General features: G+C 66.8%; 19 protein-coding genes. 14 read left to right on the plus strand and 5 right to left on the minus strand.

Annotation, left to right across the window (positions count from 1 at the left end):
• The first annotated feature begins 79 nt into the window (after window positions 1–79).
• The 10 genes from ABIA73_RS12470 (at window position 80) to ABIA73_RS12515 (ending at window position 11,712) form a co-directional block, all read left to right on the plus strand.
• Window positions 80–2,656, plus strand: coding sequence for a TonB-dependent receptor plug domain-containing protein (locus ABIA73_RS12470; protein WP_354275862.1), 2,577 nt, complete (start codon window positions 80–82; stop codon window positions 2,654–2,656).
• 52 nt (window positions 2,657–2,708) lie between these two features.
• Window positions 2,709–3,290, plus strand: coding sequence for an FMN reductase (gene msuE, locus ABIA73_RS12475; protein ID WP_025874937.1), 582 nt, complete (start codon window positions 2,709–2,711; stop codon window positions 3,288–3,290).
• Window positions 3,291–3,293: 3 nt separating this feature from the next.
• Window positions 3,294–4,319 carry an LLM class flavin-dependent oxidoreductase gene (locus ABIA73_RS12480; RefSeq protein ID WP_354275863.1) on the plus strand — a complete coding sequence of 342 codons (1,026 nt, stop codon included), beginning with the start codon at window positions 3,294–3,296 and terminating at the stop codon, window positions 4,317–4,319.
• 166 nt (window positions 4,320–4,485) lie between these two features.
• Window positions 4,486–4,848, plus strand: a complete 363-nt coding sequence (locus ABIA73_RS12485) for a DUF3088 family protein (RefSeq protein ID WP_089240600.1) — start codon at window positions 4,486–4,488, stop codon at window positions 4,846–4,848.
• Between the two features lie 14 nt (window positions 4,849–4,862).
• Window positions 4,863–5,840, plus strand: a complete 978-nt coding sequence (locus tag ABIA73_RS12490) for an LLM class flavin-dependent oxidoreductase (RefSeq protein ID WP_354275864.1) — start codon at window positions 4,863–4,865, stop codon at window positions 5,838–5,840.
• 16 nt (window positions 5,841–5,856) lie between these two features.
• Window positions 5,857–7,200: an LLM class flavin-dependent oxidoreductase gene (locus ABIA73_RS12495; RefSeq protein WP_049465722.1), complete on the plus strand. Its 1,344-nt coding sequence runs from the start codon at window positions 5,857–5,859 to the stop codon at window positions 7,198–7,200.
• A 4-nt stretch (window positions 7,201–7,204) separates the two neighbouring features.
• Entirely contained in the window at window positions 7,205–8,425 is a 1,221-nt protein-coding gene (locus ABIA73_RS12500; protein ID WP_354275865.1) for a M20 aminoacylase family protein, read from the plus strand.
• The gene (locus tag ABIA73_RS12505; protein ID WP_354275866.1) at window positions 8,422–8,982 is read left to right on the plus strand and encodes a GNAT family N-acetyltransferase; all 561 of its coding nucleotides are present in this window, start codon (window positions 8,422–8,424) and stop codon (window positions 8,980–8,982) included. The genes ABIA73_RS12500 and ABIA73_RS12505 overlap by 4 nt, the downstream gene beginning before the upstream one ends.
• Entirely contained in the window at window positions 8,979–10,718 is a 1,740-nt protein-coding gene (locus tag ABIA73_RS12510; protein WP_081323698.1) for an amino acid ABC transporter permease/ATP-binding protein, read from the plus strand. The genes ABIA73_RS12505 and ABIA73_RS12510 overlap by 4 nt, the downstream gene beginning before the upstream one ends.
• Before the next feature lie 19 nt (window positions 10,719–10,737).
• Window positions 10,738–11,712 carry an ABC transporter substrate-binding protein gene (locus tag ABIA73_RS12515; protein WP_025874921.1) on the plus strand — a complete coding sequence of 325 codons (975 nt, stop codon included), beginning with the start codon at window positions 10,738–10,740 and terminating at the stop codon, window positions 11,710–11,712.
• A 145-nt stretch (window positions 11,713–11,857) separates the two neighbouring features.
• Here the strand turns inward: ABIA73_RS12515 and ABIA73_RS12520 are convergent, their stop codons facing one another.
• The 3 genes from ABIA73_RS12520 to ABIA73_RS12530 all read right to left on the minus strand — a co-directional run bounded on the left by ABIA73_RS12520 (window position 11,858) and on the right by ABIA73_RS12530 (window position 16,379).
• Complete coding sequence (locus tag ABIA73_RS12520; RefSeq protein WP_354275867.1) at window positions 11,858–12,229, minus strand: hypothetical protein; 372 nt, start codon at window positions 12,227–12,229, stop codon at window positions 11,858–11,860.
• A 19-nt stretch (window positions 12,230–12,248) separates the two neighbouring features.
• On the minus strand, window positions 12,249–15,368 hold the full coding sequence (locus tag ABIA73_RS12525) for a discoidin domain-containing protein (protein WP_312401480.1): 3,120 nt from the start codon (window positions 15,366–15,368) through the stop codon (window positions 12,249–12,251).
• Between the two features lie 114 nt (window positions 15,369–15,482).
• A complete protein-coding gene (locus ABIA73_RS12530; RefSeq protein WP_354275868.1) occupies window positions 15,483–16,379 on the minus strand; it encodes a LysR family transcriptional regulator in 897 nt (298 codons plus the stop codon).
• Between the two features lie 84 nt (window positions 16,380–16,463).
• On the opposite strand from ABIA73_RS12530, the gene ABIA73_RS12535 reads away from it, so the two are divergent.
• A complete protein-coding gene (locus ABIA73_RS12535) occupies window positions 16,464–17,261 on the plus strand; it encodes an NAD(P)H-dependent oxidoreductase (RefSeq protein ID WP_059063989.1) in 798 nt (265 codons plus the stop codon).
• A gap of 392 nt (window positions 17,262–17,653) precedes the next feature.
• On the plus strand, window positions 17,654–18,154 hold the full coding sequence (locus ABIA73_RS12545; protein ID WP_025874910.1) for a helix-turn-helix transcriptional regulator: 501 nt from the start codon (window positions 17,654–17,656) through the stop codon (window positions 18,152–18,154).
• A gap of 21 nt (window positions 18,155–18,175) precedes the next feature.
• Here ABIA73_RS12545 and ABIA73_RS12550 read toward each other — a convergent pair whose 3' ends face one another.
• Window positions 18,176–19,252, minus strand: a complete 1,077-nt coding sequence (locus tag ABIA73_RS12550) for an MBL fold metallo-hydrolase (protein ID WP_223485248.1) — start codon at window positions 19,250–19,252, stop codon at window positions 18,176–18,178.
• Window positions 19,253–19,355: 103 nt separating this feature from the next.
• Here ABIA73_RS12550 and ABIA73_RS12555 point away from each other — a divergent pair, with 103 nt between their 5' ends.
• A complete protein-coding gene (locus tag ABIA73_RS12555) occupies window positions 19,356–19,967 on the plus strand; it encodes a TetR/AcrR family transcriptional regulator C-terminal domain-containing protein (protein ID WP_279207746.1) in 612 nt (203 codons plus the stop codon).
• Between the two features lie 15 nt (window positions 19,968–19,982).
• On the opposite strand, the gene ABIA73_RS12560 is transcribed toward ABIA73_RS12555, so the two are convergent.
• The gene (locus tag ABIA73_RS12560) at window positions 19,983–20,615 is read right to left on the minus strand and encodes a TetR/AcrR family transcriptional regulator (RefSeq protein ID WP_025874904.1); all 633 of its coding nucleotides are present in this window, start codon (window positions 20,613–20,615) and stop codon (window positions 19,983–19,985) included.
• 103 nt (window positions 20,616–20,718) lie between these two features.
• Here ABIA73_RS12560 and ABIA73_RS12565 point away from each other — a divergent pair, with 103 nt between their 5' ends.
• Complete coding sequence (locus tag ABIA73_RS12565) at window positions 20,719–21,378, plus strand: O-methyltransferase (protein WP_080148985.1); 660 nt, start codon at window positions 20,719–20,721, stop codon at window positions 21,376–21,378.

Raw genomic sequence — 21,378 nt, forward strand, 5'->3', positions numbered from 1 at the left:
TGACGCGATATCCGCTGTTGCGTGTTGGGCGTGGGCTCTTGAATGGAGGCGTGTCTCCGGCCCACCCCCACGAGCCCCCATGCCTGCTGCCCACATTCCTGCGCTGTCCACGCTCTCCCTGCTGATTGCCGCCACTCTTGCCGCTGCCCCGGCGTATGCGGCTGAGGCCGATGCACCGTCGGCGACCACTGCCACTTCTGCGAACCTTGCCGCGTCCACGCTGGATGCGGTGGTGGTGACCGGTTCACGCACCAGCACGCGCACGGTGAAGAACAGCTCGACACCGATCGACGTGATCTCCGCCGAGGACCTGGCCGCGACCGGCCAGGCCAACCTGCTGGAAGCGCTGCAGCGCAGCCTGCCATCGCTCAGCCAGATCGGCGGTTACCAGAGCGACCAGGAAAGCCTGATCCGCGGTTACCAGCTGCGCAACCTGTCGCCGGGTTACACGCTGGTGCTGGTGAACGGCAAGCGCCGCAACGCCAGCGCGTATGTCAGTGGCGCCAACGGTGGCGGCTATCCCGGCCACGCCTGGGCCGATCTGGCGCTGATTCCGGTGTCGGCCATCGACCATGTGGAGGTGCTGCGTGATGGTGCTTCGGCCATCTATGGTTCGGACGCGATCACCGGAGTGATCAACGTGATCCTGAAATCGCAGGCGCACGGTGGCGATGTTTCGGTGGAGAGCGGGCAGAGCACCGACGGCGACGGCAGCCGCACCAGCGTGCGCGCCAACATCGGCCTGCCGTGGGGCGAGGATGGCTTCATCAACCTGTCCGGCGAGAGCACGCGCCAGCACCATGCGATCCGCACGCGGCGCTACATCGACGGCTACCTGAGTTATCCCGCCGTGGATGGCAACGGCAACCTGGTGGCGCTGCGTCCAAACAACCGCCTGCCGGCTGGAGCGACGCCGAACCCGGCCGAGGCCGGGCGCGATGCCGAGGCCAACATCATCCTCAGCTCGCCGTCGTATGCGCTGAAGGCCTTCGCGGTGAACGTGGGTCATGGGCTGGGCGAGAACGCCCAGTTCTACGCCAATGCGACCGCCAGCGACCGCACCGCGCAGGCGATCCAGAACTTCCGCCTGCCGGCAACGATCTTCACCACCTACAAGGCGCCGGGCGTGCTGAGCGTGTTTCCCGATGGCTTCCTGCCGGTGCTGGAAACCAAGGAGAAGCAGTACACCGGCACGGCTGGGGTGAAGGGCCAGGTTGCGGGGTGGGACTACGACTTCAGCCTGACCGGCAACCGCAACACGGTGCGCACCTACACCCGCAATTCGGTGAACTACTCGCTGCCGTACCCGGACTCGCCGACCGACTTTTATGACGGCAAGCTGGATTACCAGCAGGGCATCGCCAACCTCGATCTGCGTCGCGGTTTCGAGGTGGCGGCCTTCGCATCGCCACTGGAAGTGAGCGCCGGTGCCGAGTACCAGCACGAACAGTACGAACGCGGGGCAGGGCAGTGGGAGTCGTACACCGGCTTCGGTGCGGCCGCCTTCGTGGGCTATTCGACCGCCGATGCGGTGAAGGCCACCCGCAACAGCAAGGCGGTGTACGCCGGTGCAGCGACCAACATCACGTCGCGCTGGTACCTGGATGCCGCCGCGCGCTGGGAAGACCACTCGGACTTCGGCACGGTGTCGACCGGTCGGTTGACCACGCGCTTCGACTTCACCGATGCGCTGGGCGTACGTGCCACGGTCAGCAATGGCTTCCACGCGCCGAGCCTGGGCGCGCAGTTCTACCAGGCCACCGGCAGCTGCCCGTGCGGTACCACGCTGGTGGCGCAGGTCGCTTCGCCGGCAGCAGTGGCGCTGGGCGCTACGCCACTGAAGCCGGAGAAGGCCACCAACTACAGCCTCGGCGTGACCTGGGACCCGAGCCCGGCCTTCCATCTGGCGGTGGATGCGTACCAGATCGACATCCGTGGCCAGCTGGGCCAGTCCAGCCAGATCGGCTACAACGCGCAGGACCCGGCGCGGGTGACCGACAACAGTGGCACCGTGCTGACCGCCGCGCAGAAGAACACCATCGACGCGCTGCTGGGCACGGCCGGCATCAGCATCCTGCCCGGTGATGCGTTCTATGCCAGCTACTTCACCAACGTGGGCGACACCCGCACGCGCGGCGTGGAGCTGACCCTGGAAGCCAACCAGGAAACGCAGTGGGGCAAGCTGCGCTGGAGCTACGCGGCCAATGTGGGCCGCACCACCATCCAGAAAGTGAGCGCGATTCCGCAGGCGTTGCAGGGGCTGCCGAACATCAACCTGCTGACCAAATCCAGTGAGTACGCGCTGCGCTTCCGCACGCCGTCGTACACGCAGGTGGCGGGGCTGGGCTGGCAGAACGGGCGCTGGCGTTCGAACGTGGACTTCACTTACTACGGCCCGATCAAGCGCCTGAACAACGGCGTGCAGTACAAGCAGCCGCCGGTGCTGGTGACCAACCTGTCCGGTGGCGTCGAGCTGGGTGCCGGTTGGAGCGCGGCGCTGGGCATCAACAACGTGTTCGACAAGCGCACCCGCAAGGTGCCTGCGTACGCACGCAGCGCCACCGATGTGGCCAGCATCGAGACCACCTGGGACAGCGGTGATGTGCTGAGCAACGTCGGGACGTTCTGGTACGGGCGCGTCAATTACCGGTTCTGAGGGTTCATGTGAAACGTCGCCGGGCATGGCCCGGCGCTACCGAGGAGGGGTCATGTCTTCTGCATTGAAGGTGGTTGCATTGGTGGGGTCGCCGACTAGTTCGGCGACCTCGCGCACGTTGCTGCTGGTGCGGCATCTGCTGGAAGAACTGCGTGAGCGGATCAACATCAGCGTGGAGCTGGTCGAGCTGGCGCCGATCGCGCGCTCGCTGGGGCAGGCGCTGCAGCGCAGTGAAGTAGAGCCGCAGGTGGAGCGCGCGCTGGCCACGATTGAATCGGCGCAGCTGCTGGTGGCGGCCGCGCCGGTGTATCGCGGGTCGTATCCGGGCCTGTTCAAGCACCTGATCGACTTCATCGGGCTGGACGCGCTGGTGGATACGCCGGTGCTGCTGGCGGCTACCGGTGGCAGCGAGCGCCACGCGCTGGTGATCGATCATCAGCTGCGTCCACTCTTCAGCTTCCTGCAAGCGCATACGTTACCGATCGGGGTGTATGCCACGCCAGCCGACTTCGACGGCGACCGGATCAACAGCGCTGCACTGCAGGCACGCATCCAACTGGCGGCCGAGCGTGCGGCGGGACACGTGGCGCACGTGGCGGCGGCGCTGCCTGCGCCGCTGCGCAGGATCGCCTAGGACGTGGCGGTGCAGCTGCGGCACCTGGCGTTCCTCACGCCGGGAAGCTATCTGCCGGAACAACCGCGCGCAGGCCTGGACGCGACGTTGGCGCTGATCGCGTTTGCCGAACAGCTGGGCTATGACGGCGCGTGGGTGCGCCATCGGCACCTGGAACCGGGCATCAGCTCGGCAGCGGTGTTCCTGGCGGCGGCCAGCCAGCACACAACGCGCATCGAACTGGGCAGTGCGGTCATCCAGCTGGGCTACGAAACACCTTTCCGCCTGGCCGAGGATCTGTCATTGCTGGATGCGCTGGCCGGTGGCCGGCTGCAGGTAGGCGTCAGTACTGGCGCGCCGCCGCACGGGGAGCTGGTAGGGCCTTTGCTGTACGACAGCGACCCTGCGCGCATCGACTTTTCCCATGGCCGGGTGGCGCGGTTGCTGGAAGCGCTGCGTGGTGAGCCGTTGGGCGCCGCCGATGCCGAAGTCGGCAACGCCGCCACGCGCTATCGCCCGCGTCTGCAGCCACATGCGCCGGGGTTGGTGGACCGGGTCTGGTATGGCGCTGGCTCCCTGCAGTCGGCGCGTTCTGCGGGTGAGCAGGGGCTGAATCTGCTGCTGGGCAACGTCAACCGTGCCGAGCTGAGTGATGATTTCTTTGGCGCCCAGCTGCAGCACCTGCAGGCCTATCGTGCGGCATTGCCGGTGGGCAGCGCACGCCGCGTGGCGGTGGGGCGGGTGCTGGTGCCCACCGAGGGTGTGGATGCGGCCACGCGGCAGCGGATCGAGGCCTTCAGTGCGCAGCGGCATGCGCGCACCCTGGCCCCGCAAGGGCCGCGACGCACGATGTTCGCACCCGACGTGGTCGGCAGCACGGCGCAGATCATCGCGCGGTTGCAGGCCGATCCGCTGCTGCAGCAGGTGGACGAGCTGCGGGTGGAGCTGCCCTATGAGCTGCCCGAGCAGGACTACCGGCGCATCCTCACCACGGTGATCGAGGACATCGCGCCGGCGCTGGGCTGGCGCGCACCTGCGCAAGCGGCGTGATGCCGCCCGTGCCCATAACGGCCGGCAGTCTGCTTATTGCCAACCTGCATCTGCATGGCCGGATCCGACCGTGGATTGTCGAGTTCCGGCGCTGGCATCGGGCCGTCCTTCTCTAGCATCGATATCGAAGCGGCAGTGCATTGCCGGCCCCTACGAGGACGATCCCGTGGCTGTAGACGCAACCCACAAACCCATCCTGTTCCTGCTGGACCGCGAGTTCGAGGACGGCCAGCTGCCCGGCCAACGCTTCTTCTGCCGGCACAGCCTGCTGCTGGAAGGTGCGCTGTCGAGCATCGATGGCCTGGACGCACAGCTGGATGTGCGCCGCATCGGCTTCAGCCGGCCGCGCCGCGAGGTGATCGCCGAGATCGGTGAGCAGGACCAGTCGCTGCCGAAGCTGGTGCTGCCGCAGGGCGTGGTCAATGAGCACGCCAGTGGTGAGTACCAGCAGCGCCAGTACATCTCCGGTGCTGAGCCGATCCTGGCGGCACTGAATGGCCTGCTTGGCATTCCCGTGGCCCATCCCTGAGCGAGGACGTGACGATGAGCTACCTCACCAGCGTGTTGGACAAGAGCCCAGTGGCCGACGGCAGCACGCCCGAACAAACGCTGCGCAACAGCCTGCAGTTGGCACAGCGCGCCGAGCAACTGGGTTACCACCGCTACTGGTTTGCCGAACACCATGCCGCGCCGACGCTGGCCAGCCCGGCACCGGAAGTGCTGGCGGCGTGGGTGCTGGCGCAGACCCGGCGCATCCGCATCGGCAGTGGCGGGGTGATGCTGCGCCACTACGCCCCCTACAAGGTGGCCGAGAATTTCAATCTGCTGGCCGCCCTTGCGCCCGGACGCGTGGATCTTGGCGTGGGCAAGGCGCCGGGTGGTCTGCCGGCATCGACTGCCGCATTGGCCGCCGGTCGCCCGGCATTCGCCGATTTCGACCAGCAGCTGCGCGACCTGGAAGGCTATCTGTCCGATGCGCAGGCAGACGCGCAGGCGCGGCCGATTCCGCAGACGCCGCCAGAGCGCTTCCTGCTGGGCGCGAGTCCACAGAGTGCGCGGCAGGCCGCAGAGCTTGGCTGGCGCTTCGTCTACGCCGCCCACTTCGATGGCGACCCGAAGCACATCGAGGCCGCCTTCGAGGCCTATCGCGCGGTGTCCGCGCACGCCCCGTTGCTGGCAACGGTGGCCTTCGCCGCGCCCACCAGCGAGGCCGCCGCCCGCCACATTGGCGCGTTGCGGGTCTACAAGCTGCACCTCGCCCCAGGGCAGACGGTGAACCTGCCCAGCCCCGAGGCCGCTGCCGAGTACGCACGGCAGGTCGGGGTTGCTGATTTCCGCATCGAAGAAACACGCCCCAGCGTGCTCTCTGGCGATGCACAGCATGTACGCAGCGAGCTGGATGCGCTGCACCGCCGCTTCGGCGTCGGTGAATTCATCCTCGACGCGCCGGTGGCCGACCTCGACGCACGCCTGACCTCCCTTGAACTGCTGTCGCCCGAACCCCGCGCGGCGGTGGCCTGACTGCTGGAGCGACCCAATGAGCACGACCCCGCGTCCCATCCCGTTCGGCATCATGCTGCAGGGCCCCGGCAGCCACATGCATGCGTGGAAGCATCCGTCCAACGTGCCTGATGCCAGCGTCAACCTGGGCTATTACATCGATATCGCGCGTACCGCCGAGGACAACGGCATCGCCTTCGGCTTCGTTGCTGACGGGCTGTACATCAACGAGAAGTCGATCCCGCATTTCCTCAACCGCTTCGAGCCGATCTCGCTGCTGTCGGCGCTGGCGACGGCGACGAAGAAGATCGGCCTGGCCGGCACGCTCTCCACCTCGTACAGCGATCCGTTCACCGTGGCGCGCCAGTTCGCCTCGCTGGATCTGCTCAGCGGTGGCCGTGCAGGGTGGAACGTGGTGACCTCGCCGCTGGAAGGCTCGGGCCGCAACTACGGGCGTCCGCATCCGGAACACGCGCTGCGTTACCAGATTGCCGATGAGTACCTGGAAGTGGTGCAGGGCCTGTGGGATTCGTGGGATGACGATGCGTTCGTGCGTGACCGCGACAGCGGCACGTTTTTCGCGCCGGAGAAGTTCCGCCGCCTCGACCACAAGGGCCGCTTCTTCCAGGTGGAAGGCCCACTCAACATCCAGCGCTCGCCGCAGGGGCAGCCGGTGATTTTCCAGGCCGGATCGTCCGACGATGGCATTGCGCTGGCCGGCAAGTACGCCGATGCGGTATTCACCCACGCGCCGTCGTTGGAGGAGACCCGTACGTTCACCCAGAAGGTGAAGAACTCGGCGATCGCCCATGGCCGCAGCGCCGGTGACGTCAAGATCTTCCCGGGCATCGGCCCGATCGTCGGCCGCACGGCGGAAGACGCCGAGGCCAAGTACCAGGCGATTGCTGCGCTGGCCGGGCTGGATGATGCCCTGGCGTATCTCGGCCGCTTCTTCGACCACCATGATTTCAGCCAGTACGACCCGGATGCACCGTTCCCGGAGCTGGGTGACATCGGCGCCAATTCCTTCCGCTCCACCACCGACCGCATCAAGCAGGACGCGCGCGAGCAGGGCCTGAGCCTGCGCCAGGTGGCACTGCAGGCGGTGAGCCCGCGGCCGAACTTCATCGGCACGCCGGAACATGTGGCCGACGAACTGATCCGCTGGTTCGACGCCGGCGCCAGCGATGGCTTCATCCTCGGCTTCGCCGCGCAGCGCGAAGGCCTGGATGATTTCGTAACGCTGGTGCTGCCCCTGCTGGAAGCACGCGGTTACCACCGCAGTGCGCTGGAAGGACAGACCCTGCGCGACCACCTGGGCCTGCCACGCAAGGCAAGCCGTTACAGCACCGACGCCGAGCCGGCGCGGAAGGTGGGATAAGGCGATGAGCGGAGACACTTCGGTAGCGCCGGGCCATGCCCGGCGGAATTCGCCGGCAACGGGCGTACTGCCCGAAATCGCGGCACGTGCCGACCAGGCCATCGCGATCCGCCACGACCTGCATCAGCATCCGGAACTGGCCTTCGAAGAACACCGCACCAGCGCCCGCGTGGCCGAGCTGCTGCAGCAATGGGGCTATGCGGTCAGCACCGGCATCGGTGGCACCGGCGTGGTCGGTACGCTGCAGCGTGGGCAGGGCAGTCGCCGGTTGGGTCTGCGTGCCGACATCGATGCGCTGCCGATCCATGAAGAATCCGGGCTGGCCTATGCCAGCCAGCGCGAAGGCCTGATGCACGCCTGCGGCCACGATGGCCACACCGCCATCCTGCTCTCGGCTGCCCACTACCTTGCGCACCACGGGCGTTTCGATGGCACGTTGCAGCTGGTGTTCCAGCCGGCCGAGGAAACCGGCTCGGGCGCTTCGAAGATGATCGCCGATGGCCTGTTCGAACGCTTTCCGGTCGATGCCATCTATGGCCTGCACAACTGGCCGGGCGTGCCGGTGGGGCACTTCGGCTTCGTCGACGGACCGGCGATGGCATCGGTGGACTGGGCGCGTCTGCGGGTGATCGGCAAGGGCGGCCACGGCGCCGAGCCGCAGGGCAGCGTCGATCCGATCCTGGCTGCCGCGCACATCATCACCGCGCTGCAGAGCGTGGTGTCGCGCAATGTCGATCCGCGGCAGATGGGCGTGGTCACCGTCGGCTCGATCCACGGTGGGCAGGCCGCCAATGTCATCCCCGATGTGGTGGAGCTGAAGCTGACCGTGCGCGCCTACCTGCCGGAGGTGCGCGATACGCTGCGCCGGCGGGTCACCGACATTGCCGAGCAGACCGCCGCTGCCTTCGGTGCGCGTGCCGAGATCGAATTCCCGCGTGGCTTCCCCAGCGTGATCAACCACCCTGAGCAGACGGCCTACATCCGCGAGGTGGCGGTACAGGGGTTCGGTGCGCGGCAGGTGGTGGAGGCCTTCGCACCGCGTACCGCCAGCGAGGACTTCGCCTTCCTGCTGCAGGCACGGCCGGGCAGCTTCGTGTTCGTCGGCAACGGCGACAGCGCGCCGCTGCATAGCCCGCGCTATGTGTTCAACGACGCGGCCATCGCCCCGGCGGCCAGCCTGTGGGCGCGTCTGGCCGAGCACTATCTGGTGGAGGACGTGGCATGAGCGTGCGGTACGACAACGATCGGTTCCTGTACACCTCGGTGGACGATCCGCTGGCGCGCCCATTGTTCGACGGCCTGGAGCAGGAGTACGACCACCGCTATGCGGACGTGCGCCGGCGTATCGGTGGCAGTGCCCGCGAGGAGCTGCAGCGCTATCCGGCCGAAGCCTTCGCTGCCCCGGTCGGTGCGTTCGTGCTGCTGCTGCGCGACGGCGTGGCGATTTCCGGCGGCGCGTTCATGCCGCATCGCGATGAGGACACCGCAGAGTTCAAACGCATCTGGACGCTGCCTGGCCTGCGTCGGCAGGGCATCGCCCGGCGCGTGCTGCAGGAACTGGAAGACCAGGCTGCACGTCAGGGCTATCGGCGTGTATTCCTGACCACCGGCTTCCGCCAGCCCGAGGCGGTCGGCCTGTATCTCAGCCACGGCTACACCGCGTTGTTCGATCTGGATGCGGACCCGGAAACCATCGCGCATCTGCCGTTCGAGAAACATCTGGTGCCACAGCCACAGGCGGGCGACGCAACCGCCCTCGCACTGCATGGAGCGGCGGCATGAGTACGCCTTCCACTGCCATCGAGGGCATTGTCCGCCAGCCGGCCACGGCGTTGAAGATCGTGCCGGCGCGGCATCCGTTGCAGGTGATCGGCACGGTATTGGCACTCGCGCTGATCCTGATCGGCCTGCAGTCGGTGCTGGGCAATCCGCGCTGGGGCTGGGGCACGTTCGCCGAGTGGTTCTTTGCCCGGCCGGTACTGGAAGGGTTGGGGCGAACGCTGCTGCTGACCGCACTCGGTACCGGCCTCGGCTTCGCGCTGGGCACCTTGCTGGCCTTGGCCCGGGTCTCCGGTTCACCGCTGTTGTCGGCAGTGTCGTGGGGCTACGTGTGGCTGTTTCGTTCGATTCCGCTGCTGGTGCTGTTGCTGCTGCTGAACAACCTGGGCTACCTGTACAGCACCATCGAACTGGGCGTTCCCTTCACCGGCATCAGCCTGTTCTCGTACCCGACCACGCAGCTGATCGGCGTGTTCACTGCCGCCGTGCTCGGCCTCACCTTGAACCAGGCGGCGTTCTCGGCCGAGGTGATCCGTGGTGGCATCCTGTCGGTCGACCACGGCCAGTACGAGGCGGCCGCAGCGTTGGGCCTGCCGCGTGGGCGCCAGGTGCGCCGCATCATCCTGCCGCAGGCGATGCGTTCGATCCTGCCCGCAGCGTTCAATGATGTGATCGGCCTGGCCAAGAGCACCTCGGTGGTCTACGTGCTGGCGTTGCCGGAGCTGTTCTACACCGTGCAGGTGATCTACCGGCGCAACCTGGAGGTGGTGCCGCTGCTGATGGTGGCTACCGTCTGGTACTTGGTGATCCTGACGGTGCTGTCGCTGCTGCAACGGCGGGTGGAGCAGCGCTTTGCCCGCGGCCAGCTGCAGCATGAGCGCAACGTGTCGCGGGTATCGTCTGCAGCACCGCGGGCGGCGGCGACCGCTGCACGCGTGCCCAGCCGCGCGGCATTTGCCGTGCCGATCGAGGCCGGAACGGGCGCGGCTGTGTCCCTGCAGGGGGTAGGCAAGGCCTTCGGCGAGCAGACGGTGCTTGATGACGTGCATCTGGAACTGAGGGCCGGCAGCGTGACCGTGCTGATTGGTCCGTCCGGTGCGGGCAAGTCCACGCTGCTGCGGCTGATCAATCACCTGGAGCGTGCTGACAGCGGCTTCGTCACCGTGGGCGGCCAGCTGATCGGTTACCGCCGCGACGGCGACACCCTGTACGAGCTGCCGGAAGGTGAGATCCGCCGTCGCCGCGCGGAAGTCGGCATGGTGTTCCAGGGCTTCAACCTGTTCCCGCACATGACCGCACTGGAGAACATCATCGAAGCACCGATCGCGGTGCGCGGCATTTCGCGCGCCCAGGCCGAGCAGCAGGCACGCACCCTGCTGGAGCGGGTGGGGCTGGCCGACAAGGCCGATGCCTTCCCGCGCCAGCTGTCTGGCGGCCAGCAGCAGCGTGTGGCCATCGCCCGCGCGCTGGCCCTGCAGCCGAAGGTACTGCTGTTCGACGAGCCGACCTCCGCGTTGGACCCGGAGCTGGTGTCGGAGGTGCTGAGCGTGATCGAGGAACTGGCCAGTTCCGGCACCACGCTGGTGATCGTCACCCACGAATTGGGCTTCGCCCGCCGCGTTGCCGACCACGTGGTGATGATGGACCAGGGCCGGGTGATCGAGCAGGGCACGCCGGACGCGCTGTTTGAACATCCGCGCCAGCAACGCACGGCCGACTTCCTGGCCAAGACCCTGTAACCCTTTTTCGAGAACCGCCATGAGCCCAGCATCGCAGCGACGTCCCGCCCGTAGCACCCTGTTGATCGTCGGTGTGCTGGTCATCGGCATTGCCGGCATCGTCTATTCGCGCGTGCGCCAGGGCCCCGACGGCGTGCCCGTTGCGGCGACCTCGCTGGCCGCCAGCAACGCGCAGATACTGAAGGGCACGCCCGATCCGAAGGCGCAGGCGCTGATTCCGGCCGGCTATCGCTTCGTCACCCCGGGCGCGTTCACCATCGCCACCCATCCCGGCCAGCTGCCGTTGGCCGACTACGGTGCCGACAGCAAGGAAGTGGTGGGCGTGGAGCCGGACATCGCGCGGTTGATCGCCGATGGCTTGGGCCTGAAGCTGGTGGTGGTGCCGGTGGCCTGGGCCGACTGGCCGTTGGGGCTGGAATCGGGCAAGTACGATGCGGTGCTGTCGAACGTGACGGTCACTGAAGAACGCAAGAAGAAGTTCGATTTCTCCAGCTATCGTTTCGACCTGCTGGGCATCTATACCCGCACCGATGGCCCGATCCAGAAGATCGCCACACCGGCCGACGTGGCAGGCCTGAAAGTGGTGGTGGGGGCCAGCACCAACCAGGACCAGATCCTGCGCCAATGGGACAAGCAGAACATCGCCGCAGGCCTGAAACCGGTGGAGTACCAGTACTTCGATGATGCGGTGATCGGGCGGTTGGCAGTGATCACCGGCCGCGCCGACGTGTCGTTCGAGCCGAATGCCACCGGCGCCTATTCGGCGCGTGATGGCAAGGTGCGCCGGGTCGGCCTGTTCCCGGGTGGCTGGCCGGACGCAGCGGCGATCTCGGTGACCACCCGCAAGGGCAGTGGCCTGGCCGATGCGGTGACCCAGGCATTGAACACCCAGATCAGCAGCGGTACCTACGCGAAGGTGCTGGCGCGCTGGAATGTGGCCGAAGAAGCGGTGCCGCAGTCGCAGACCAATCCGCCGGGGTTGCCAGGGTTCTAGCGATGCCGCTTGGTAGGCGTCGCGCTTGCTCGACGGAAGGCGTGCCGACCAAGGTCGGCCTCTACCGGAGGGCGTACCAACCAACGGTTGGCACCCACCGGAATGCGAGGCGGGGCATGCCGACCAAAGTCGGCCTCTACCGGGGTCAGGGCTGCCAATCGATGTGTTCCAGGCGGGCGCCTCCATTGCCGTGAAAGAAGCGGATCGCGGCGAAGCACGCCTCGATGCCGATGCACCACGCCAGGGGATAGCCATCCACCTGGCCATTGTCGAGCCGGAAATAAGCGTTGCCGGCGCGGTGTTCGTTTCCGCAGGAGTGGAAGCCGCCGTCGCCAGGCTCGCGCAGGTACATCAGCCATGCATGCTCGGCATTGCGCAGCATGCACAGCGATGGACCGTCGGGCACCGATGCCCATAGTTCGAACTGGGGCATGGATGCGGCCAGCGCCAGTGCGCTGGCCAGGTGATCGTCGGTAGCGGCGGCGACAGGGCTGCCATCGAGTAGAAGTTCGATCACTTCGGTTCCTGCATCGGCATTACTGCCAACGTGCCTCCAGGGTGCGGAACGGGCCATCGAGCAGCACGCCGTCCTTGTCGAAGTTCCGTACCGATCGCCCATCTACGCGCACGTCCTTGGGCAGGGTACGGCTGGGCCACCATACGCGTACCGGCGTGCCCTTGCGCAGCCCCTTGCCGAGCGACACGCTCAGGTTGCCGTCGCGCTGGCGTGCCTGCATCTGCAGGGTGCCATAGGCGGTGGGCAGGCGGTCCACGGCCAGGCCCTCGCCAGCGACCCAGGAACGGGGAGTGCCCGGCAGCAGCGACAACGCATCGTCATCCTCGCGCATCAGCATGCCGAACAGGGTGCGGCCGTATTCGGCGCCGATCCAGGTGTGCGGCATGTCGCCCAGATAGCGCGGGAAGCGCAACCGCGAGTGCACGACCTCGGCCAGCACCTGCCATTCCAGCGGCCTGCGATCGTGCAGCAGGCCCTGCAGCAGCTCGTCGGCCGCTTCGGGCTGGCCCAGGTGCACGTAGCTCAGCACGTTGCGGATTTCATACGGCGTGTAGGCATACAGCGCACCAGGCTGGTTGCGCTTGCGCACATCGTCCAGGTAGCGGGCAAAGGTGGTGCGCAGGGCCTCGGCCGGCAGCACGCTCTGCGCACCGGTGGGATCCAGCGCGATCGATACACCGGTCGGGTCGCCATCGCCGAGGTCGGCCGACGACGGAATGAAGTCGATGCCCTTCCACGCCATCGTCGCGCGGATCGAGGCGTGCAGTGCGTCATACAGCGCCTTGTACTGTTCGCGCGCCCACGTGGCGGTTTCGTGGTCGCCCAGCGATTCGGCCAACCACGCGCCGTCATGCCAGCCCTTCAGGCCCCAGTAGTCGTCCCAGTAGCTGTGGGTGGGTGAGGGGTAGCCCTCGTGGCTGATCGACGGCGCAAGGATGCCGGCAAAGCGCTCCGGCGAAGGCTGGTCGGCCATGTAGCCCGGCACCAGCGTGCGTTCGCGCAGTTCCTGCAGGAAGCGCAGCGCGGCCTTCACCTTGGGCAGGTAGGCACGCACGCTTTCCGGCCCGCCATCGAGCCGGGCGACGTCGGCAACGAGGGTGACGTACTGGCCCTGGCTGTCGTACTCGATGTCCGAGCCGAAGCCGGTATTGACGCTGCCATCGTCGTTGAGGATGGGCGACACCAGGCCATTGCCGTGCACGCCGTGTTCGCTGTACCAGGCCAGGTAGTCGCGTGCCACTTTGGCTTCGCCCATGCGCAGCAGCACGGCCGAGGTGGCCATGCCATCGCGGATGAAGGAGCGGTTGTAGTTGCGCGGACCGGGCTGCATGGCCGGGCCGGTCTGGTTGATCAGCATGTAGGCGGCCTGTGCGCGCAGCATGTCCACCAGCGAAGGGTCGGGCAGGCGCAGGCCGACCTGGCCCAGCCGCGCCTGCCAATCGGCGGAGGCGCGGCTGGCCAGCGTGTCGAACGCTTTGTCGCCGTCGCGCGGCAGCGAGGCGAGGTTGAGGGCCGGTGCTTCCGGCAGCACGCCATTGGCATCGGCGGTGGCGGTACCGAGCGGGAAGGCCACCACCACCGCGTCGCTGGCACCGGGTGCCAGGGTGACGCGGTAGCTCAACGCCGCCGCTGCCAAGCCTGCGGCATCGCTGGACTGCTGAGCGGCAGGCAGCTGCCCGCTGGCGATGGCCGTGGTGATCTCGGTGTCGCCTTCGTTGCCGAAGGGGGCGGTGCCAGCGGCATCCACCGCGCTGAGTGACTGCAACAGCATGCGGCCATTGACGCGCACGCTGTTGCCTTCGACGGCCACCTGGCGGATCGGCGACAGGCCACCGTTCTGCCACGGCGGGTTCATCTGCATCGGTCGCACTGCGAGGGTCAGCGTGCCTTCGATGGCCGCGCTGCCGGTGTTGCGCAGGCGATGGCGCACGAAGGTGACCGGTTGCCCGTCGCGCTCGATGGCAAAGGCTTCGCTGCGCAGTTCCAGCCCGGGCTGCGGTGACCACGTGGCAGACGGCATCGGCTTCCAGCCATCGCGCAGTGCGTGCTGCACCGGTTGTTCGGCGGCACCGGTCGCGCGGCCATCGGCACTGCGCCAGATCGGCTGCACCAGCGGTGCGCCCTTGTAGGCTTCGATGTTGCCGTATTCGTCGAAGATCGATTTCTGCCGGCCCGCATGCACGCCGACTGCGGTCCAGTAGGTCTGCTGCATGTGCAACGAGGCAGGGAACAACGCGCGCTGCGCGCCACTGGCGGCGATCTGGTAGCGCTTCATCGGCGTCATCACCGCCTTCGGGCCGAGCAGGCGGATGCGTTTGACCTGGGGGGCATCGCCTTCCACGGTCAGCCGCAGTGCCTTGATGTCCAGTGGCGCGTCGGCCGCCAGCCAGCTCTGCTGCCGGGTCGCCGCCTGCGCGTCGCGCGCCAGTTCGTGCCAGCGGCCCTGTGTGTCCTGCGCCTGCAGGCGTGCAGCGCCGTGCACATTGGCCCAGTCCACCGCCAGCCCGGTGCTGGGCTGCGCACGGGGCAGGGTGATGTCGAGCGTGTGGATGCCGCCTTTGCCTGCGGGGATGGCAACCGTGCCGCCGCCCTGCCACAGCGCAGCGGACTGGGTGGCGTCCAGCCCGGTCACCCGTGCGCTGAGCGTGGTGTCGAGCGGTTCCATTTCGAAGATGGATACGCCCCAGTCGGAGGTGCGCTGCGGGCTGGCCAGACGCAGGTAGCGGGCCTGTCGCGGCGCGAAGTACAGGGTCTCGATGCCACCCAGCGAATCGCCCATCACGTAGGCGTTCTGCCACTGCTTGCCGTCGAGCGAAGTCTGCAGCGAATAGCCTTCGGGGTTGGAGACATCCCAGGTGAGGCGTGCACCGGCCAGCATCGCAGGCTTGCCGAGATCGACCTGGAACCAGTGGCCGGGACTGAACGCGCCGCCGGTCACCGTCTTCGGATCGTTGTCGATCAGGTGGCTGATCGCCATCGCCGGAACCTGCTGCGACGACGCGCTGGCCTGCCAATGCGCGCGCGGTGGCAGGTTCTGTGCGGTGGCGGTGGCGGCCAGTGACAGGCCGAGCAGCAGGGCCGCGGCAAGGCGCCGGTTCGGCAGGCAGGGAGCGGTCCAGCGGTCAGCGCACAACGTCATTGCGAAGGCCTCACATCGGCAGGGCCCGGGAACGGGCGGGCCTACGCTAGCAAGGGATGTAACCGGTTACATGACGCGTCGCAATATTTCCCGGGCGGGTCCTGGCACGAGGTTTCATGAATGCGCACAGATGCGCTCGCGCAGCCAGCGATGTGCCGGATCGCGATGCACGCGTTCGTGCCAGAGCATCACTATCTCGAACCCGGGCACATCAATGGGCGCGGCAACCGCCTTCAAGGCCGGGTCCTGCGCGACCAGGCGCGAGGGCATCATCGCCACCAGGTCCGTGCGCAGCAGCACGCTGCGCAGGAACAGGAAGTGCGGCACCGACAGCACCACGTTGCGACGCGCGCCTACATGCGCCAACGCACTGTCGGTGCCGCCATGGAAACCGCCGCCATCCGGTGACACGATCACATGGTCCAGCGCGCAGAACTGCTTGAGCGTCGGCCGCCGCTTCAGTCGTGGATGGTCGCGACGCCCGGCCAGTACGTAGCGTTCCTGGAACAGCGGACGATGGTGCAGGGAGGCAGGCGCGTCGGAGGTGATGTGGAGGGCGAGATCGATCTCGCCGCGTTCGCTCTGCGCCACCATCTGCGCCGGCGCCAGGCTGACCACGGCCAGGCGCGTGCCGGGTGCGCGCACGCGCAGGTCGGCCAATGCCGGCAGGACGATCGTGGTTTCGCCGAAGTCCGACGCCATGATCCGCCAGGTCTGCGTAGCCTGGGCGGGATCGAACGCCTGCACCGGTGCGACCGCACGCTGCAGTGCAGCCAGTGCGTCGGCCAATGGTTCGCGCAGCGCATCGGCACGTGCGGTGGCACGCATGCCGCGTGGCCCCGGCAGCAGCAGCGGATCATCGAACAGGTGGCGCAGGCGCGCCAGCTGCACGCTGACCGTGGGCTGGGCCAGATGCAGGCGTTCGGCCGCGCGGGTGACGTTCTGCTCTTCCAGCAAGGCCTGCAGGGTTACCAGCAGGTTGAGGTCGATGCGACGCAGGGTATTGTCCATGGCAATGCCGGGGATTGCAGGAATTCATTTCAACTATAGCGTGGCGGCACCCAACATGGCCGGCATTCCCTCCCTGGTACCACCATGAACGTTCTGCTTGTCTACGCCCACCCCGAACCCACCTCGCTCAATGGCAGCCTGAAGGCCTTCACCGTCGAGCACCTGCAACGCGCCGGCCACACCGTGCAGGTGTCCGACCTGCATGCCATGCAATGGAAGGCGCAGATCGATGCCGACGATCACCCCGGGCGGGATCCTTCGGTGCCGTTCCACGCGTCACTGGATTCGCGCGACGCCTTCAGGACGGGCCGGCAGAGCGCCGACATCGCCGCCGAGCAGGAAAAACTGCGCTGGGCCGACGCGGTGATCCTGCAGTTCCCGCTGTGGTGGTTCTCGATGCCGGCCATCCTGAAGGGTTGGGTGGATCGCGTGTACGCCTATGGTTTTGCCTATGGCGTGGGCGAACATTCCGATCGGCATTGGGGCGACCGCTATGGCGAGGGCGCGATGTCCGGCAAGCGCGCGATGCTGGTGGTCACCACCGGTGGTTGGGAGTCGCATTACGGTCCGCGCGGCATCAATGGGCCGATCGACGATGTGCTGTTCCCGATCCAGCACGGCATCCTGTTCTATCCCGGCTTTGACGTGCTGCCCGCGCATGTGATCTACCGCAGCAGCCGTATCGATGAGGCGTCCTTGCCTGGCGTGCTGGAGGGGCTGGGCGCGCGGCTGGATGGGCTGGCGAGCGATCCGGTGATTGCCTATCGGCGGCAGAACGCTGGGGATTATCTGATCCCATCGCTTGAGCTGCGACCTGGAATCTCGGCGAAGGAGTGTGGGTTGGGAATTCACCTGCAGGAACAGGTGCACCCGGATCACTGACGCGGATGGCTCTGGACCCATGGCGGAGAGGCTGTAGGGTCGAAGCGACTGATCGCACCACCACGGGTTGTCACTTGACAACCTTTGCGATCGCATCCAGACTCAGAGGGAAGGGAATGCCCCGTTCGCGCCATCCGGACAAAGACATTGAAGCTGCCCTCCGTTTCGCCGAGTCGCGTGGATGGTGGCTGCGGATCGGCGGCAGTCATGCCTGGGGACGAATGTACTGTCCCTACAACGACAGGGACTGCCGATGCGGGGAATTCTGTGTGGTGAGCGTATGGAGCACGCCCCGGAATGCCTTGAACCACGCGCGGGCCTTGTGTCGCGTTGTCGAGAACTGCAGCCGTGAGCGATGACGCAGCCGCCATCCTCCCAAGGACACATCGATGATGGAATTCACCTTCATTCTCAAATACCGTCTGCCGGATACAGGTACCGATGCTGGCTCGCTTGAGCAACGCCTTGCCGATGCCGGCTGTGATGATGCGCTGCTGGGCATTGGCAGGCCGGGCAGGTTGGCGCTTGAATTCTGCCGTCAGGCGGCCAGCGCCCGGGAGGCCGTACTTTCCGCGCTTGCAGATGTACGACAAGCCGTACCCGATGCAGAGCTGATCGAAGTCAGTCCCGATCTGGTAGGGCTGACGGATGTCGCTGATCTGCTGGGCATGTCACGGCAGAACATGCGCAAGTTGCTGCTCGCGCACCCGCAGACGTTTCCGGCACCGGTGCACGAAGGCAGCGCGTCGATCTGGCATCTGGCCGATATTCTTTCGTGGATGCAGGCGCGCGGCAGCCAGAAGGTCAGCAGCGAGCTGGCGGAGCTCGCTGCTGCGGCGCTGCAGATCAATGTGGCGAAGGAGCAGGAACGGCTGGTTCAGCATCCCGGCTGAGGGTCGCTGCGCGACAGGCCGTTACAGTTGCACACGCTCCCACCAGCGCGTACCAGCGGTCGGTGATTGCATGTCCAGTGCCTCGCCCATCATCGGCGTGGCCACCGGCACGTTCTTTGCGGCAGCCAATGCGCTGATGCGTTCGAATGGTTGCTGCCACTCGTGCAGGGCCAGGTCGAAGGTGCCGTTGTGGATCGGCAGCAGCCACTTGCCACGCAGGTCCAGGTGCGCCTGCAGGGTCTGTTCGGGCTGCATGTGCACGAACGCCCAGCGTTGATCGTAGGCACCGGTTTCGATCATCGTCAGGTCGAACGGACCGTACTTCTCGCCGATGGCCTTGAAGCCGTCGAAGTAGCCGGTGTCGCCGCTGAAGAAGATGCGGAAGTCGCCGTCCTGGATCACCCACGATGCCCACAGGCTGCGATCGCCGTCACCCAGGCCGCGGCCGGAGAAATGCTGGCCGGGGGTTGCGGTCAGGCGCAGGCCAGCGGCTTCGGTGGACTGCCACCAGTCCAGTTGCTCGACCTTGGCTGCATCCACGCCCCAGGCGATCAGCTGGTCGCCCACACCCAGCGGTGCGATGAAGCGCGCGGTCTTGCCAGCCAGCTTCATTACCGCCGCGTGGTCGAGGTGGTCGTAGTGGTTGTGCGAGAGGATGACACCGGCGATCGGCGGCAGTTCGTCGATGCTGATCGGCGGTGCATGGAAGCGTGCCGGGCCCATCCATTGCACCGGTGAGGCGCGTTCGGAGAACACCGGATCGGTCAGCCAGTACTGCCCGCGCAGCTTCAGCAGGATCGTCGAATGCCCCAGCCGGAACAGGCTGCGGTCGGGCGCCGCGTCCAGGGTGGCGCGGTCCAGCGCCTGCACCGGGATGGGGTGGTCGGGCACGGTGCCCTTGGGCTTGTTGAACAGGAAGGTCCACCAGATCTCCAGGCCATCACGCAGGCCCATTGCCGGTTTCGGCAGGGCATTGCGGAACTTGCCTTCGCGGTACTGCGGCGAATCGGGGAAGTCAGGGAGGGACCAGGATTTGCAGAAGGTATAAGCGGTCACGGCGAGGATTCCGAGCAGGAGGACAAGGAGCAGGCGCTTCATGGGTGACGTCCGCAGGGTACACTGCACAGTGTAGTTTCCGGATTTCAGAAAGTACACTGCTGGGTGTAAAATGGTGGCATCCGTTCAGCTGTCTGGTTCCGCCATGCCCCGTACCCCGCAACGCCTTACCGACCGCAAGCGCGAGGCCATCGTCCGCGCGGCGGTGGAAGAGTTCCGTTCGGCCGGCTACGAGGCGACCAGCATGGACCGCATCGCGGCGGTGGCTGGTGTCTCCAAGCGCACCGTCTACAACCACTTCCCGAGCAAGGAAGAACTGTTCGCGCTGATCCTGGAAGAGCTGTGGCAGAGCAGCGTGGCCAGCGTCGAGCTGCCGTACCGCGCCGACCAGCCGCTGGATGTGCAGCTGCTGCAGCTGCTGCGGCAGAAGCTGGACCTGCTGGGTGATGCCAACTTCATCGATCTGGCGCGGGTGGCGATGGCCGAGATCATCCATTCACCCGAGCGCGCGCAGGCGATCGTCTGCCGCATGGGCGAGAAGGAGAGCGGCGTCAGCGCATGGATCCGTGCGGCGATTGCCGATGGGCGGCTGCGCCAGGTCGATCCGGAATTCGCCGGCCATCAGCTGCAGGGCCTGGTGAAGAGCTTCGCGTTCTGGCCGCAGGTGACGATGGGCCAGGCGCCGCTGGCACAGGCCGAACGCACGCGCGTGGCCGAGTCGGCGGTGGCGATGTTCCTGGGCTTCTACACGGTGTAAGCCGGCGGCTGCACCTCAGTGCGCGCCCAGCTGCCTGAGATAGGCGCAGAACATATCCGCGACCGCATCGGCATAGACGCGCATCTCGGCGGCAGTGCGCGGTTCACTGGAAAATTCGCGACCGGTGGCACCCAGCGTGGTATCGATCAGATCCACCGCCAGCTGGCGCGTGCCCGCCGAGGCCTGCGGCAGCAGCTCGGCCATGAACACGAGCATCGCTTCGTCGGTCTCGCTGCGTGCTTCCTGCGCTTCCGGCGCATCGCGGTACAGCGGCGCGGCATCGTTCAACGCGCCACGGGTCTGCGCTTCTTCGCATTCCGACACGATGAAGGCATGCACCAACGTGCGCAGGCGCTGCAGGTGCGGTTGTCGTGTGTCCTGCAGGATGTCGCGCAGCATCGCGCCGGTCTGCTGCCACTCGTCGCGCTGCAGGCGGAACAGGATTGCCGCCTTGTTGGGAAAGTACTGGTACAGCGAGCCGACGCTGACGCCGGCGCGTTCGGCCACCCGCGCGGTGGTGAACCGGGGGGCGCCTTCGTGCTTCAGAACCTGAGCAGCGGCTTCGAGGATGGCTGCGACCAGGTCGTTTGATCGTGACTGGCGAGGCTGTTTTCTCGAGGAAATCTGCGGCGGACGACGTTCGGACATGGGGCTTTTCCAATGCGAATAGGCGGAACCGGAGATCGTCCGTATTCTTGATTGCGACGAATCATTCGCATTCTAACCCCGTCATCGCAAGGAACACCCGCCCATGTCCACCCTGATCTCAACCCCGGTCGCGCCCCTGCTTGCGCGCCTGTTTGCCGAAGCCGACAGCGCGCTCAGCCCGGCCTTGACCTCCGTCTCCCCCGAAGAACGGCAGCGCCTGCTGGGCAGCCGCACCGAATACCGGCGCCTGTATGGCGAGCTGCTGAAGGACCTGTGGCTGCCGGTGTCGCCGGAAACCGGCCGCCTGCTGTACCTGCTGGCGCGCAGCAGTGGCGCGCGCAGCATCGTTGAGTTCGGTACGTCGTTCGGCATCTCCAGCATCCATCTGGCTGCGGCGTTGCGTGACAACGGCGGCGGCCGCCTGATCACCACCGAGTTCGAACCGGAGAAGGCGCGCCGTGCCGCCGGCCACCTGCGTGAAGCGGGCCTGGACGATCTGGTCGAGATCCGCGTGGGCGACGCACTGGAGACCCTGGCGGTGGACCTGCCCGATACGATCGATCTGGTGCTGCTCGATGGTGCCAAGGTGCTGTACGACGATGTGCTGGAGCTGCTGCACGAGCGGCTGCGCCCGGGCGCAGTGGTGATCGCCGACAACGCCGACGACAGCCCGCGCTACCAGCAGCGCATGCGCTCGGGCAATGCAGGCTATCTGTCCGTGCCCTTCGCCGACGATGTGGAGCTGTCGATGCGGCTGGCCTGA

This window comes from Stenotrophomonas sp. 2694 (genome assembly GCF_040548715.1).
Lineage (GTDB): Bacteria > Pseudomonadota > Gammaproteobacteria > Xanthomonadales > Xanthomonadaceae > Stenotrophomonas > Stenotrophomonas indicatrix.

Coding starts and splice junctions, on each gene's coding strand:
- ABIA73_RS12515 (WP_025874921.1), top strand. CDS start 10,738: ATGAGCCCAGCATCGCAGCGACGTCCCGCCCGTAGCACCCTGTTGATC.
- msuE (WP_025874937.1), top strand. CDS start 2,709: ATGTCTTCTGCATTGAAGGTGGTTGCATTGGTGGGGTCGCCGACTAGT.
- ABIA73_RS12525 (WP_312401480.1), bottom strand. CDS start 15,368: ATGACGTTGTGCGCTGACCGCTGGACCGCTCCCTGCCTGCCGAACCGG.
- ABIA73_RS12560 (WP_025874904.1), bottom strand. CDS start 20,615: ATGTCCGAACGTCGTCCGCCGCAGATTTCCTCGAGAAAACAGCCTCGC.
- ABIA73_RS12505 (WP_354275866.1), top strand. CDS start 8,422: ATGAGCGTGCGGTACGACAACGATCGGTTCCTGTACACCTCGGTGGAC.
- ABIA73_RS12565 (WP_080148985.1), top strand. CDS start 20,719: ATGTCCACCCTGATCTCAACCCCGGTCGCGCCCCTGCTTGCGCGCCTG.
- ABIA73_RS12500 (WP_354275865.1), top strand. CDS start 7,205: ATGAGCGGAGACACTTCGGTAGCGCCGGGCCATGCCCGGCGGAATTCG.
- ABIA73_RS12470 (WP_354275862.1), top strand. CDS start 80: ATGCCTGCTGCCCACATTCCTGCGCTGTCCACGCTCTCCCTGCTGATT.
- ABIA73_RS12550 (WP_223485248.1), bottom strand. CDS start 19,252: ATGAAGCGCCTGCTCCTTGTCCTCCTGCTCGGAATCCTCGCCGTGACC.
- ABIA73_RS12555 (WP_279207746.1), top strand. CDS start 19,356: ATGCCCCGTACCCCGCAACGCCTTACCGACCGCAAGCGCGAGGCCATC.
- ABIA73_RS12510 (WP_081323698.1), top strand. CDS start 8,979: ATGAGTACGCCTTCCACTGCCATCGAGGGCATTGTCCGCCAGCCGGCC.
- ABIA73_RS12545 (WP_025874910.1), top strand. CDS start 17,654: ATGGAATTCACCTTCATTCTCAAATACCGTCTGCCGGATACAGGTACC.
- ABIA73_RS12495 (WP_049465722.1), top strand. CDS start 5,857: ATGAGCACGACCCCGCGTCCCATCCCGTTCGGCATCATGCTGCAGGGC.
- ABIA73_RS12535 (WP_059063989.1), top strand. CDS start 16,464: ATGAACGTTCTGCTTGTCTACGCCCACCCCGAACCCACCTCGCTCAAT.
- ABIA73_RS12490 (WP_354275864.1), top strand. CDS start 4,863: ATGAGCTACCTCACCAGCGTGTTGGACAAGAGCCCAGTGGCCGACGGC.
- ABIA73_RS12530 (WP_354275868.1), bottom strand. CDS start 16,379: ATGGACAATACCCTGCGTCGCATCGACCTCAACCTGCTGGTAACCCTG.